Origin of the sequence: Citrobacter sp. RHB25-C09, assembly GCF_013836145.1 — a bacterium.
Lineage (GTDB): Bacteria > Pseudomonadota > Gammaproteobacteria > Enterobacterales > Enterobacteriaceae > Citrobacter_A.
Map to the genome: position 1 here is coordinate 3,813,031 of NZ_CP057483.1, position 12,455 is coordinate 3,825,485.

Genomic DNA, 12,455 nt, shown 5'->3' on the forward strand with positions numbered 1-12,455 from the left:
TTATCCGGCCTACAAATCATGCTTAACCGTAGGCCCGGTAAGCGCTAGCGCCACCGGGCATTGCCATTAACGTACGCCTGCCTTGCGCTTTTTACCGATAAATAACCAGCCCAGCCCCAGCGCGATAAACCACAGCGGCGTAACGATCAGCGCCTGGCGGGTATCGTCCTCCAGCGTCAGCAGCACGATGACGAACACAAAGAACGCCATGCAGACCCAGCACATCAGTTTCCCGAGCGGCATCTTGTAGATCGATTTCTCATGCAGGTGCGGACGCTGTTTGCGATACACCAGGTAGGAACAAAGGATAATCGTCCACACAAACATAAACAGGATCGCCGAGACCGTGGTAATCATGGTGAATGCGCCAATTACGCTTGGGTTCACGTACAGCATGACCACCCCGCCCAGCAGGCAGATACAGGAGAAGGTTAGCCCTTTCGCCGGCACCGCGCGTTTAGACAGTTTGGCGAACGCGCTCGGTGCTACGCCTTCCTGCGCCAGACCGAATAACATACGGCTGGTGGAGAACACACCGCTGTTTGCCGACGAAGCCGCAGAGGTGAGTACCACAAAGTTGATCACGCTGGCCGCCGCAGGCAGGCCGACCAGGACAAACAGTTCCACGAACGGGCTCTTATCCGGCACCACGGAACTCCACGGCGTCACGGACATAATGACAATCAGCGCGAAGACGTAGAACATGATGATACGAATCGGAATAGAGTTAATCGCACGCGGCAGAGATTTCTCTGGATCTTTCGTTTCCGCCGCAGTCGTTCCCACCAGTTCAATACCCACAAACGCGAACACCGCAATCTGGAAGCCTGCAAAGAAGCCGCTAATCCCTTTCGGGAACCATCCGCCGTCATTCCACAGATGAGCAAAAGACGCTTCCACACCGGTTGGCGACTGGAAGTGCATGGCAACCATCACCAGACCGACAATAATCAGCGAAACGATAGCCACGATTTTGATCATCGCAAACCAGAACTCCATTTCACCAAACATTTTCACGGTGGCGAGGTTCAGGCTTAGCAGCAGGACAATAACCGCCAGCGAGGCGACCCAATCCGAAAGCCCGGGGAACCAGAACTGCGCATAGGCAGTGATAGCCACGACGTCCGCCATACCGGTGACCACCCAGCAGAACCAGTAGGTCCAGCCCGTGAAATAGCCCGCCCACGGCCCAAGCAGATCGGAGGCGAAATCGCTGAAAGATTTGTATTCAAGATTCGAGAGCAGCAATTCTCCCATTGCACGCATCACGAAAAAGAGCATGAAGCCGATGATCATATAAACAAAAATGATCGACGGTCCGGCGAGACTGATCGTTTTGCCCGATCCCATAAACAAGCCAGTGCCAATGGCACCGCCAATCGCGATAAGCTGAATATGTCGGTTTGTAAGATTGCGCCGTAGCGACTGTTCGGTCGGAGCCTGTTCGTCGGCAGCGACTTTGACCTGATCTACCATGTTTTTTCTTCCTGTACCTGTCTGTGTTGTGCGGGCTCTGCGGCCTTTAATGTGTTCATAGTAAGGCTATGATACGACGATCCTGTTATCAGGACTCATCGATATTAGGTAAGAATCGGAGGGATGAGTACTACGATTTAGCAATAATGTTAATTATATGTTTAAAGTGAGTGTCATATCACTATGCTAATGGGAATTAGTTCACAAAAATACGCATCACTTATCTTTTAGCAAGATAAAATACCGTCTTCAGTTGATTCAGCGGTTTTATTATTTTACGTCTGTTCCCTCCGAATGAAGGGAACAGAAGATACGGCTTACAGGATTTCCAGCAGCTCGACGTCAAATACCAGGGTGCTGAACGGCGGGATTGCAGCGCCTGCGCCACGCTCGCCATAGGCCAGTTCCTGAGGGATGGTCAGTTCCCATTTTGAGCCAACCGGCATCAGGGTCAGCGCTTCAATCCAGCCTGGGATCACGCCGTTAACCGGGAATTCAGCCGGTTCGCCACGGGCAACAGAGCTGTCAAAGACGGTACCATCGATCAGTTTACCGGTGTAGTGAACGCGAACGCGGTCAGTACGTGCCGGGATAGCGCCTTCGCCCTGGGTCAGTACGCGGAATTGCAGGCCTGACTCGGTGCTGTTTACGCCTTCTTTTTCACGGTTCTGTTCCAGATATTTCACGCCATCTGCTGCCATCGCCTGGAAGCGCTCGCGACGAACGGCATCCGCACGCTCATGAATTTCACGCAGGGCGCGATGTACCACATCAACCGGCACGGCAGGTTGTTTACCTTCCAGCGCATCAGCAATACCCGCAACCAGCGCTTCAGGCAACAGCCCTTCCAGTCCGGATTCGCTCAGTTGCTGGCCTACCTGCAAACCAATGCCGTAGCTTGCTTGCGCTTCGATAGTGTCAAAAGTTGGGGTTGCCATCGTATTTCCTTTTATCGGATATAAAGTAGCGGGCAGCATAACAGCCACGCCCCTTTCGGTAAAATGTTGTCTGGTTGAGGATGACAAATCACAGGGAAAAAGAAACAATAGTCATATCCCCTACGAATATGACAAAAGCGGGGATTATCACGAACATCAGAGTGTTAGCTGTCTATACTCTATGTTTGAGGAACGAGACGCGGAGCAGGAGGAAAGTCATGCCCGGGCGCTTTGAACTAAAATCAACCCTGGCGAAAATCTGGCATGCACCGGACAATTTTCGCCTCATGGATCCGCTTCCGCCGATGCACCGTCGTGGCATTATCATTGCCGCCATCGTGTTGGTGGTCGGTTTCCTGCTTCCTTCTGGCGACAGCAACAATGCGCCGGTTGTCACCCGCGACGCCCAGTTAGATCTGCAATCACAGTCTCAGCCGCCGACCGAAGCACAGCTTCAGTCGCAGCTTGTCACGCCGCAAAACGACCCAGGGCAAGTCGCCCCGGTTGCGCCGGAACCGATTCAGGAAGGCCAACCAGACGAGCAGCCTCAGACACAAACCCAGCCTTTACAGCCGGATAGCGGTATTGACCAGCAGTGGCGCTCTTATCGGGTCGAAGCGGGTAAAACGATGGCGCAACTGTTCCGCGATCACGGTTTGCCGCCAACAGACGTGTATGCCATGGCGCAGGTAGAAGGAGCAGGCAAGCCACTCAGCAATTTGCAAAACGGGCAGATGGTTCAGATTCGTCAGAATGCGAATGGCGTCGTCACCGGGCTGACCATTGATACTGGCAATAATCAACAGGTACTGTTTACCCGTCAGCCGGACGGCAGTTTTGTCCGGGCCCGGTGAATAAAAAACAATTTCTTATCCGGCCTACAAACTGATACGCCTTTGTAGGCTCGGATCGCTGCTCGCCACCGGGCAGGCGGTTAACCTTTCCGCACCTTATTGACCCAGGCTATTCCCGAGCATACCAACAGCAGCGCGATAGCGTATTTCCATTCAAGAATATTTTCGCCAAGGAAAATGGCCGACAGTACCGCACCGGAAACCGGGATCAGGAAGTTAAACGGGGCAATCATCCCCACGCGGTTGTATTTAAGCAAAATGCTCCACAGCGCAAAAGCCACCGATGAAAGTAACGTCAGATAGCCCAGAATCGCGACAGATGCAAAGCCATGGACGGTAAGCGTGCCGCCAAAAGCGTAACCACCAATAACCAGTACCAAACCGCCTATGCCTAACTGGTAGCCCGTCATCACCGTCGGATCCACCGTCTGTGAGATTCGCTTACCATAAAGCGTTGCGGCAGAGAGAATAAATGCGGCCAGCACAATGGAACCGTCTCCCGCCAGGCTGAAGCTGAAGTCCATCAGTCCACTATTGAAGTTTACCACCATCACGCCCGTGAAGCCGAGAATACAGCCTAACGTTTTGTTGTAGCTAAGCTTGTCGTTCTGATAGATGAAATGTGCCAGCAGCACGCTAAAGAAGGTGCCGGTGGCGTTCATGATCGAGCCTTTCACCCCTGTGGTAAATGCCAACCCGATATAAAAGAAGATGTACTGCAATGTGGTTTGCGTCAGTCCCAGCAGCGTTAGCTGACCAAACTGGCGGGCGTTCAGTCTGCCGATCGGTTTGCGTTGCGCCATCGCCAGCAGCAGTAGCAACAGGCCGGCGAATAAAAACCGATATCCGGCAAAGACAATCTTGGAGGGGATGTCATCAGCCGCTATCTGAAAGATCTCATAGCCACTTTTAATCGCCGGATAGGCACTTCCCCAGAGCAGGCAGCAAAACGCGGCGCTGAGGTAGACAATATTTTTACGTGAAAACAGCGATTGCGGGTGCGCGGTATCCATTCTTCACCACATTGAAATTATGTTTTATTTTTATTGATTATCCAGAAAAGGATCGCGAATAGCCAGAACGAAAATGCAGGAAACAGAAAAGCAAAACGCCGACACAAGGTCGGCGTTTCTCACGAAGCTGTCAGAATAAAAACTTATTCTGCAACAACGTTAATGGTCAGCTTAGCGAATACTTCGCTGTGAACCTGGAAGTCCACTACGTGCTCACCAGTGGTACGCAGAACGCCGTTCGGCAGACGAACTTCGCTCTTAGCCACTTCAACGCCAGCTGCAGTTACAGCGTCAGCGATGTCGCGGGTACCGATGGAACCGAACAGTTTACCTTCGTCGCCTGCTTTAGACGCGATGGTTACGGTTTCCAGTGCGTTGATTTTCTCAGCGCGTGCATTTGCAGCAGCCAGAACGTCAGCCAGTTTAGCTTCCAGTTCAGCGCGACGTGCTTCGAAATATTCAACGTTTTTCTTGGTAGCAGGAACAGCTTTACCCTGTGGTACCAGGAAGTTACGAGCATAGCCCGCTTTAACGTTAACCTGATCACCCAGGCTACCCAGGTTTGCTACTTTATCAAGCAGAATAACTTGCATTACCTTATCCTCTCAAAGTCGTATTAATGGACCGTGACCGATTACTGATGACGATCAGTGTACGGCAGCAGGGACAGGTAGCGAGCGCGTTTGATAGCGCGAGCCAGCTGACGCTGGTATTTTGCACGGGTACCGGTGATACGGCTTGGGACAATCTTACCGCTTTCGGTGATGTAGTTTTTCAGCGTAGCGATATCTTTATAGTCGATCTCTTGAACGCCTTCCGCGGTGAAACGGCAGAACTTGCGACGACGGAAATAACGTGCCATATGGCTAGTCTCCAGAATCTATCAATTCAATCTGCTCGGCATGCAGAACCATTTTGCTCAGGCCGTTCTTTGCCTTGTGGCAAGAGATGAACCCCTGAACGGTCACTGCGCTACCGACCGTTATACTGTGAGTAATGGCCTGGTTTTCGTGTCCGCTAACAATAACGGGCATTTGGCACCACGCCTGCCGGTGAAACCCGGCTTCCTCTTGCACAGAACGATGCTCAAGCACGAACTGGCAATGCGGAATTCCTGATGGACTGACCTTTCGAAGGGGGGCCCTGCATACGATGCCGGACAACGCCAGACGGTTGGTCATCAGAAATTACTCTTCAGAATCCCCAGCATCTGCATCATCTGCGGTTTCGTTTGCGAAATCATCGCGACGCTCACGGCGCTCGTCTTTCGCTTTAACCATCGGAGATGCTTCGGTAACAGCGTGCTTAGTACGCATTACCATGCTACGGATAACGGCATCGTTGAAGCGGAAAGTTGTTTCCAGCTCATCGATCACTTCCTGCGGCGCTTCAACGTTCATCAGAACGTAGTGAGCTTTGTGCAGTTTGTTGATCGGGTAAGCCAGCTGACGGCGGCCCCAGTCTTCCAGACGGTGGATCGTGCCTTCTGCACCAGTGATGGCAGCAGTGTAGCGTTCGATCATACCCGGAACCTGTTCGCTCTGGTCAGGATGGACCATAAAAACGATTTCGTAATGACGCATCGAATTGCTCCTTACGGATTATTCAGCCTCCTGTCTGGGTCAGCCGAGGCCCATGGAGGCAAGGAACGTGTTAAAGGTCGGCTGAAAAATGACGCGTCATAATACTGGCGACGAGCGGTAAACTCAAGGTGATATCAATAATATTTCTTGCGCAGCCCCCGCTTCGCAGGCAGATGGCTGTTATTTAACGAGAAGACGATGATGCGATAATTTTTTGAACAACTGCATCAGAAATGGTCGTTAACGACTTTGTCAGCAGTGATTAAAATTAAATCAGAGACAACGAACAGAGAGGAGAACCGTCCGACCAGAGTCAGCTGTTGAGGAGGTAAAGATGAGAACCTGTATTTTAACCCTTCTGGCTGGGCTTTTGCTAAGCGCAAATGCGATGGCAGCCATTACATTCGACCACCAGCAAGCCAGAAATATGGATGACGTGCAGAGCTTAGGCGTGATTTACATTAATCATAACAATGCCACTGAAAGTGAAGCAGGTCAGCCCCAGAATGAAAAGACCAACGCGCGAGATGCGCAATACGGTCATGTGCTCCTGATTCAGGAACCTGAAACTCAACGTATCAGCGCGGATTTTTATCGCTAGCACCAGGAATAACCAACAACAAGATAGCCACTCTTTGACTTGCCCCCTTCCTGGGGGCTTTTTTTGTGAAAAACGGCCCCGGAACCCTGACCGGTGACATCCTCAGAAGGAGTGGGTTCCGGAGCGTTTTTTTACTTCTTGCTACTCATTTCTGCCCGTAATAAGCATCCGGGCCATGCTTACGCATAAAGTGTTTGTTCATCAGGTAACCGTCGATCGGGTTAAGGCCAGGGTTAATGCCGCGAGCAATCCATGCCATGCGTGCCACCTCTTCCATAACTACGGCGTTATGCACCGCGTCATGAGCATCTTTACCCCAGGCAAACGGACCATGCTGATACACCACGATGCCCGGCGTATGCAGTGGTTCGGCGTCGCTCAACGTTTCGATGATCACCTTGCCCGTATTCAGCTCGTATTCCCCCTGCACTTCTTCTTCCGTTAAAGCCCGTGTACAGGGTATATCGCCAAAGAAGTAGTCGGCATGGGTCGTGCCAAGCGCCGGAATCGCCAGCCCTGCCTGCGCCCACGCCGTCGCGTGAGTTGAGTGCGTATGCACCACACCACCGAGGGAAGGATAACGCTGATACAACGCCAGATGAGTGGCAGTATCTGAGGAAGGGCGATAGCGCCCTTCCACGACGTTACCCCGCATATCGACGACAACCATGTCATCCATCTGCATGGTTTCGTAGGCAACCCCGCTGGGTTTAATAACCACCAGGCCGCGTTCGCGATCGATAGCGCTGACGTTGCCCCAGGTAAAAGTCACTAAGCCGTAACGCGGCAAATCCATGTTGGCGTCAAACACCTGCTGTTTTAGCTTTTGCATTACGCCGCCTCCACCAGGCCCGCACTGGCCATGCGCGCTTTCACCCAATCGCGCGCTTTCGCCACCTCAAGTGCCGGATCGTCCGCCGTTTCACTCCACATCTCAATCAGGTATGGCCCGCAATACCCACTCTGCTTGAGCGTCTCAAAACAACGTTCAAATTCGACAATGCCTTCACCGAACGGCACATTCTTGAACACGCCCGGTTTAGTGTCTTTGACATGCACTGCGACGATATGCCCCATGCCAGCCTGTAATTCCATCTGCACATCGTTGTCCCATGCCGACAAATTACCGATATCAGGATAAAGCTGGAACCATGGATTGTTCAGGTAGTGGGCATACCCCAACGCCTTGCTAATGGAATTCATCAGCGGGTAATCCATGATTTCCATCGCCAGCGTCACCTGCGCACGGCTCGCCATTTCAACGCTCTCTTTTAGGCCGTCACGAAAACGACGGCGCGTTTCATCGTTAGCTTCCTGATAATAGACGTCATAACCAGCTAGTTGGATCACGCGGATACCGACATCCTGTGCAAAGCGAATGGCTTTGCGCATGATTTCAAGTCCTTGAGCACGCACGGCGTCATCTTCACTGCCGAGAGGAAATCGTCGGTGCGCGCTCAGGCACATGGAGGGTACCCGAACGCCCGTGTCGGCAATCGCTTTCACCAGCGCCAGGCGCTGTTCCTGATTCCAGTCGAGACGCGCCAGGCGTGCGTCGGTTTCATCCACCGACATTTCAACAAAGTCAAAACCCAACGCGTTCGCCATCCGCAGACGTTCCAGCCAGCACTCCCCGGCGGGGAGCGCTTTTTCATAGATGCCAAGCGGGATCTGTTTCGACAGCATATCCGCTCCTTATCCCCACAACTGGGCGATGGAACGTTTAAACTGACGCGCCGCTTCAACAGGAGAAGCCGCATCGCGAATGCTGCGACCCGCAATGAATACGTGAATCGGAATGCCTTTGAACAGCGGCAGATCTTCCAGCGCCAGGCCACCCGTGACAGTGACTTTGAAGCCCATATCGGCCAGACGCTTGATGGCGCTGATATCCGCTTCACCCCATGCCACGCCAGCGGCCTGGGCATCGCGGCTACGGTGATAGACCACCTGCTGAATGCCCGCATCGCGCCACTCCTGCGCCTGCTCCCAGGTCCAGAATCCTGTCAGTTCAATCTGCACATCGCCGTTGAACTCTTTTGCCACATCCAGCGCGCCTTTTGCGGTGTTGATATCCGCACAGCAGATAACGGTGACCCAGTCGGCGTTGGCTTCAAAACACATGCGGGAAAGGATTTTGCCGGCATCGGCAATTTTGGCATCAGCCAGGACAATCTTGTGCGGATAGAGTGCTTTTAAATCACGGACCGCGCGAACGCCTTCGCCGACGCACAGAATGGTACCGACCTCGATAATGTCGACTTCTTCCGCAATCAGACGAGTCGTTTCATAGGCGTGAGAGAGCGTTTGGTTATCCAGCGCGACCTGCAACATAGGTAATGACATGATACTTTCCTCTTAAACGGAAGCCGCGTTAGCGCGGTCAATTAAATCAAGAACGTCCTGCTCGGTACGGCAGGCACGTAAACGGTCAAAATTGGCTTCATCTTCAAAGAGATTGACGATCTGCATGATGCCCACTTCCTGGTGGGTATTGGCATCAACCGCCGCCATGGTGATCAGGATGTCGACCGGATCGTTATCTTCATGGTTAAACACCAGCGGCTCTTTCAATGTCACCAGCGCAAACCCGGTTTTTTTAACGCCCTCTTCCGGACGACCATGCGGCATTGCCAGCCCCGGCGCCAACACAAAGTAGGGACCGAACTGTTCCACGCCATCAAGAATGGCCTGGTAGTAACGCGGCTCGACGACGTCAGCCTTAACCAGTAGATCCACACTCAGCTTTACCGCCTCCTGCCAGGTGCTGGCTTCTGCCTGTAACAGGATGGAGTTATTTTCGGCGAGCGAATCACGTAATTTCATCAGTCCCCCTTACTTCACGCCCTGCGGGAAATGTTCGTTGATCACTTCCAGCAGCTTTGGGCCAAAATCGGCAGGCGACAGCATGTTGCGCACGCCAACCACATATTTATTACCCGTCACGGTGATCTCACCGGCGATATGAGTAGAAGCGATAATGATGTCCGCGCCACCCAGTTCACTTTTGTATTCGCCCACTGCGCAGCTGTTTACGGTGTGGTCAATATTTGATTGGGTCAAAAACTGGTCCACTTTCATTTTCATGATCATGGAGCTTCCTTGCCCGTTGCCACAGACAGCCAGGATACGTACGGTCATAATCAAACTCCTAATTAAGCAGCGTTTTCTGCCAGTTGTTTTTCAGCGTCTTCTTCAGCGCGCAATGCACGCCCTGCGAAGACCATATAAGCCAGTGCGATTACGATAATGACGGCCATGAAGACGATGCCGACGGAGAAGAAGCCCTGCATCATCGGCGGTGCCAGAATTGACCAGTCCGCCATACCCATCCAGGCGCTCATGCCTGTCAGCTTCACTGCCCACACGCAGCCAAAGATCTCGATCATCCCCATCACCAGACAAATCTTGAGTGCCGCGCGCCAGCCGCCGAAGTGGTTAGCAAACACGCCGATAGTGGCGTTAGAGAAGAACATCGGGATAAAGCCCGGAATAATCAGAATGGAAGAGCCGCAGCCTACGAGGATACCCACCGCGATCAGCTGGCCGATGGTGCCCCACATAAAGCCCCAGACAACTGCGTTCGGCGCGAAGCTATAAATCGCGGCGCAGTCAATCGCCAGTACGGCACCTGGAATCAGGCGCTGGGAGATACCGTTAAACGCTTCAGAGAGCTCAGCGACGAACATGCGCACGCCCTGAGTGATGATGAAAATCGCGACGGCAAACGAGAAGCCGGTTTGCAGAATGTAGACCGTCCAGTGGGTTTTACCCGCCATCGCCTGCACAACGTCGATACCAAAGGAGAGCAGAATCGCACCGAAGAAAATCGTCATTACGATCGCCGTAGACACGATGTTGTCATGGAAAATATTCAGCCAGCCAGGCAGCTTAAGATCTTCAACACTCTCTTCTTTCTTACCCAGATACGGCGCGACTTTATAGGCGATCCAGGAGGCGAACTGCTGCTGGTGACCAATAGAGAAACCGCAGCCGTCTGTCACTTCCTGCGTCGGCTTGTACATCATGTTGGACGTGATGCCCCAGTACAGGGAAACCAGCACCGCTGTACAGATAATCGTGGTCCACATCGGATAGCCGAAGATATAGAAGGAAACAGCGATTAAACCCGCCTGCTGAAACATGATATGCCCGGTAAGCATGATGGTACGGATACCGGTGATACGCCGCAGCAGGACGTAACAGATGTTCAGCGCCAGCGCCAACAGTACGGCATAGCCGACCCAACTGTAGGCGTCGCCCATCCGCTCAATAGTCGCCATCATCGACGCGTAGGTGTCAGAGATCGCCCCGTTGATACCGTAAACCTCAGACATCTTCGCGACGACAGGTTTAAAAGTGCTTGTCAGGATGCCTGACCCGGCCTGCAAAAGCATAAAACCGATGATGGTTTTAATGGTGCCTTTGATAATTACGCTGACGCTTTTACGCAGCAGGATATAGCCAAGACAGGTCACGATACCCAGCAATAGCGGGGCATTGGTCATAACCTGATTAAAAAAAACGGTAAAGATGTTGTAGAGGATCTCCATAACTCTCTCCAGAAAAAAATGGGAACACAAGGGGAAACCCTGCGTGGTTGGTGTCAACACTCTAGTAATCAAAAATAATCACCACAAGATTGAATTTGATTATTTGTGACGCGTCACGCAAATTATTTCCACTCACTGCGTAATGATTTTCAACCTGGCAACATAGAAATAAATTATGCCTTATAATTCATCATGTTGATGAGATATATGGATAAGTTTAGCACCCAGAAATCAGAGAATCTGTGAGCTGGCGAAGTTAAAATTCCACTTTTTAGCCATTGCAAAACGCTCAAAATGATGCAAGCATTAATCACAACAAATCACATCATGATTACTTTTGATTTAAACCGGGAGTCAAACGATGAGTAAAGTGAAAAGCATCACGCGGGAATCTTGGATCCTGAACACCTTTCCAGAGTGGGGAAGCTGGCTGAACGAGGAGATCGAACAAGAACAGGTCGCACCGGGCACCTTTGCGATGTGGTGGCTGGGCTGTACTGGGATCTGGCTGAAATCTGAGGGCGGCACTAATGTATGCGTCGATTTCTGGTGTGGCACCGGTAAACAAAGCCACGGCAATCCGTTAATGAAAGCGGGTCATCAGATGCAGCGCATGGCAGGGGTGAAGAAATTGCAGCCTAACCTGCGCACCACACCGTTTGTCCTTGATCCTTTCGCCATTCGTCAGATTGATGCCGTACTGGCGACTCACGACCACAACGATCATATTGATGTCAACGTTGCCGCGGCGGTCATGCAGAACTGTGCGGACGATGTTCCGTTTATTGGCCCGCAAACCTGTGTCGATCTGTGGATCGGTTGGGGCGTGCCGAAAGAGCGCTGCATCGTGGTTAAACCGGGCGATGTCGTAAAAGTCAAAGACATTGAAATTCATGCGCTTGATGCGTTTGACCGCACCGCGTTGATCACCCTGCCGGCCGATCAAAAAGCCGCTGGCGTTCTGCCTGACGGAATGGATGCGCGCGCTGTGAACTATCTGTTCAAAACGCCGGGTGGCTCGCTGTACCATAGCGGTGATTCCCACTATTCCAACTATTACGCGAAGCACGGTAACGAGCATCAGATTGACGTCGCGCTGGGCTCGTACGGCGAAAACCCTCGTGGCATTACTGACAAAATGACCAGCGCCGATATGCTACGCATGGCAGAAGCGTTAAACACCAAAGTGGTGATCCCGTTCCACCATGACATCTGGTCAAATTTCCAGGCCGATCCGCAGGAGATCCGCGTACTGTGGGAGATGAAGAAAGATCGTCTGAAGTACGGCTTTAAGCCGTTCATCTGGCAGGTGGGCGGGAAATTCACCTGGCCTCTGGATAAAGATAACTTTGAGTATCACTATCCGCGTGGCTTTGATGATTGCTTTACTATCGAGCCGGATCTGCCGTTTAAGTCCTTCCTGTAATACGCAAAAAG

At 52.2% G+C, this 12,455-nt stretch carries 16 protein-coding genes; 3 read left to right on the top strand and 13 right to left on the bottom strand.

Translation table 11 applies throughout. The annotated features are described in order from the left end of the window. Positions 1–66: 66 nt before the first annotated feature. Positions 67–1,476, bottom strand: coding sequence for a D-serine/D-alanine/glycine transporter (cycA, locus tag HVY19_RS18005; RefSeq protein ID WP_181681913.1), 1,410 nt, complete (start codon positions 1,474–1,476; stop codon positions 67–69). Between the two features lie 317 nt (positions 1,477–1,793). Next, a complete protein-coding gene (gene fklB, locus HVY19_RS18010) occupies positions 1,794–2,414 on the bottom strand; it encodes an FKBP-type peptidyl-prolyl cis-trans isomerase (protein ID WP_181681915.1) in 621 nt (206 codons plus the stop codon). 218 nt (positions 2,415–2,632) lie between these two features. Here fklB and HVY19_RS18015 point away from each other — a divergent pair, with 218 nt between their 5' ends. After that, positions 2,633–3,268, top strand: coding sequence for an OapA family protein (locus HVY19_RS18015; protein WP_181681917.1), 636 nt, complete (start codon positions 2,633–2,635; stop codon positions 3,266–3,268). A gap of 80 nt (positions 3,269–3,348) precedes the next feature. Here the strand turns inward: HVY19_RS18015 and HVY19_RS18020 are convergent, their stop codons facing one another. From HVY19_RS18020 to rpsF, 5 genes are all read right to left on the bottom strand, one after another. Beyond that, the gene (locus HVY19_RS18020) at positions 3,349–4,281 is read right to left on the bottom strand and encodes a DMT family transporter (protein WP_181681919.1); all 933 of its coding nucleotides are present in this window, start codon (positions 4,279–4,281) and stop codon (positions 3,349–3,351) included. 143 nt (positions 4,282–4,424) lie between these two features. After that, positions 4,425–4,874 (bottom strand): 50S ribosomal protein L9, encoded by a 450-nt coding sequence (gene rplI, locus HVY19_RS18025; protein WP_181681920.1) that lies wholly within the window; start codon positions 4,872–4,874, stop codon positions 4,425–4,427. Positions 4,875–4,915: 41 nt separating this feature from the next. Next, entirely contained in the window at positions 4,916–5,143 is a 228-nt protein-coding gene (gene rpsR, locus HVY19_RS18030) for a 30S ribosomal protein S18 (protein WP_000135199.1), read from the bottom strand. Positions 5,144–5,147: 4 nt separating this feature from the next. After that, positions 5,148–5,462 (bottom strand): primosomal replication protein N, encoded by a 315-nt coding sequence (gene priB, locus HVY19_RS18035; RefSeq protein ID WP_181681922.1) that lies wholly within the window; start codon positions 5,460–5,462, stop codon positions 5,148–5,150. A gap of 6 nt (positions 5,463–5,468) precedes the next feature. Continuing rightward, a complete protein-coding gene (gene rpsF / locus HVY19_RS18040; RefSeq protein ID WP_181681924.1) occupies positions 5,469–5,864 on the bottom strand; it encodes a 30S ribosomal protein S6 in 396 nt (131 codons plus the stop codon). 334 nt (positions 5,865–6,198) lie between these two features. Between rpsF and HVY19_RS18045 the strand changes: the two genes are divergently transcribed. After that, positions 6,199–6,465 carry a DUF1471 domain-containing protein gene (locus HVY19_RS18045; protein ID WP_181681926.1) on the top strand — a complete coding sequence of 89 codons (267 nt, stop codon included), beginning with the start codon at positions 6,199–6,201 and terminating at the stop codon, positions 6,463–6,465. A 145-nt stretch (positions 6,466–6,610) separates the two neighbouring features. On the opposite strand, the gene HVY19_RS18050 is transcribed toward HVY19_RS18045, so the two are convergent. Genes HVY19_RS18050 through ulaA form a run of 6 tightly spaced genes read right to left on the bottom strand, consistent with a single transcriptional unit; the run spans position 6,611 to position 11,018 of the window. Beyond that, the gene (locus tag HVY19_RS18050) at positions 6,611–7,297 is read right to left on the bottom strand and encodes an L-ribulose-5-phosphate 4-epimerase (protein ID WP_181681928.1); all 687 of its coding nucleotides are present in this window, start codon (positions 7,295–7,297) and stop codon (positions 6,611–6,613) included. Next, entirely contained in the window at positions 7,297–8,151 is an 855-nt protein-coding gene (locus HVY19_RS18055; protein ID WP_181681930.1) for an L-ribulose-5-phosphate 3-epimerase, read from the bottom strand. Before HVY19_RS18055 ends, HVY19_RS18050 begins: the two co-directional genes overlap by 1 nt. Positions 8,152–8,160: 9 nt before the next feature. Then, positions 8,161–8,811 (bottom strand): 3-keto-L-gulonate-6-phosphate decarboxylase UlaD, encoded by a 651-nt coding sequence (ulaD, locus tag HVY19_RS18060; protein ID WP_008502901.1) that lies wholly within the window; start codon positions 8,809–8,811, stop codon positions 8,161–8,163. Between the two features lie 12 nt (positions 8,812–8,823). Continuing rightward, on the bottom strand, positions 8,824–9,291 hold the full coding sequence (gene ulaC / locus HVY19_RS18065; protein ID WP_181681932.1) for a PTS ascorbate transporter subunit IIA: 468 nt from the start codon (positions 9,289–9,291) through the stop codon (positions 8,824–8,826). 9 nt (positions 9,292–9,300) lie between these two features. Further along, a complete protein-coding gene (gene ulaB / locus HVY19_RS18070) occupies positions 9,301–9,606 on the bottom strand; it encodes a PTS ascorbate transporter subunit IIB (RefSeq protein ID WP_181681934.1) in 306 nt (101 codons plus the stop codon). Positions 9,607–9,620: 14 nt separating this feature from the next. Then, a complete protein-coding gene (gene ulaA, locus HVY19_RS18075; RefSeq protein ID WP_181681936.1) occupies positions 9,621–11,018 on the bottom strand; it encodes a PTS ascorbate transporter subunit IIC in 1,398 nt (465 codons plus the stop codon). A gap of 361 nt (positions 11,019–11,379) precedes the next feature. Here ulaA and ulaG point away from each other — a divergent pair, with 361 nt between their 5' ends. Further along, positions 11,380–12,444, top strand: a complete 1,065-nt coding sequence (ulaG, locus tag HVY19_RS18080) for an L-ascorbate 6-phosphate lactonase (RefSeq protein WP_181681938.1) — start codon at positions 11,380–11,382, stop codon at positions 12,442–12,444. Positions 12,445–12,455: the final 11 nt, after the last annotated feature.